Here is a 1,225-nt window from a genome sequence, read left to right as displayed (position 1 = left end):
CTTGGCGTCAAGTGGTTGTTGCAACGAGGTGGCGGTTGAGGGCTTGGGCTGGGTTTTCCCAGTCCAGGGTCTGGCGGGGTCGTCCGTTGAGTTCACGGGCGACCCGGTCCAGGTCCTGCTGGGTCCAGGCCCGGAAGTCGGTGGACGAGCGCGGGAAGTACTGCCGCAGCAGACCGTTGGTGTTCTCGTTGGAGCCGCGCTGCCAGGGTGAGTGCGGGTCGCAGAAGTACACGCGGCAGCCGGTCGCCAGGGTGAAGTCGGCGTGCTCGGCCATCTCGGCCCCCTGGTCCCAGGTCAACGACGCCGCCAGCTCGGTCGGCAGCCGGCCCATCAGGCCGGTGAGCACCCTCACCACCTCCTGCGACACCCGCGAGTGCGGCAACGCGCCCAGCATCACGAACCGGGTGGTGCGCTCGACCAGGGTGATGATGGCGCTGGACCCGCGGGCGCCGATGACCAGGTCCCCCTCCCAGTGCCCTGGCACCGCCCGGCCGCCCGCCTGCGCCGGCCGGGTCGAGATGTGCAGCCCCTCGACCCAGGGCTTACCGGACCGGGCCGCGCCCTCGGCCCGCGCCGCCCGCGCCGTCCGCGACTGCGGACGGCGGGCGGCACGGCCGCTGCGCAGCACCGACCTCTCACCCGTCCGCAGGTCCAGCTGCCGGGCCAGCTCGGCCCGCATCCGGCCCCGGGCCTGGTAGTAGATCGCCTGATAGATCGTCTCGTGCGACACCCGCATCTCCGGCTGGTCGGGATAGCTCACGCGCAGGTGCGCCGCGATCTGCTGCGGCGACCACCGCTGCACCAGCAGATCACGCACCACCGGCCACAACCGGCCCTGGCACCGGGCCCGGCCCCTGTTCCCGCTGTTGCCGACCAGCTTGCCCGGCCGGTGCCGCCGCGCCCGCGCGTCCGCCTTGCGCTGCGCCGCAACATGCGAATACGTCCACCGATACAGCCCGCCCAGCCCGCCCGGACGGGCGGTAGTCGCCCGCCCCGGATGCCGCGCCCCACCACCACCGGCATCCGAACACCGGTAGGAATTGTTGCGCTTCACCTCCCGCCACACCGTCGACCGGTCCCGACCGATCACCTCCGCGATCTGCGGAAACGACCAGCCCACACCGAACAACACCTCAATCTGCGCACGCTCGGCACTCGTCAAACGCTTTCCTGGCACAACAAGATCCTTCCAAAGACCTCGTCGCAACAGACACTAGAAACCGCC

General features: G+C 70.9%; 1 protein-coding gene. It reads right to left on the bottom strand.

The features are described from left to right. Nucleotides 1–7: 7 nt before the first annotated feature. Complete coding sequence (locus ABZ806_RS45100) at nt 8–1,177, bottom strand: IS30 family transposase (protein ID WP_500226152.1); 1,170 nt, start codon at nt 1,175–1,177, stop codon at nt 8–10. Nucleotides 1,178–1,225 lie beyond the last annotated feature (48 nt).

Origin of the sequence: Spirillospora sp. NPDC047418, from assembly GCF_040643275.1 — a bacterium.
Taxonomy (GTDB): domain Bacteria; phylum Actinomycetota; class Actinomycetes; order Streptosporangiales; family Streptosporangiaceae; genus Spirillospora.
This window is presented reverse-complemented; position numbering and strand designations above follow the sequence as displayed.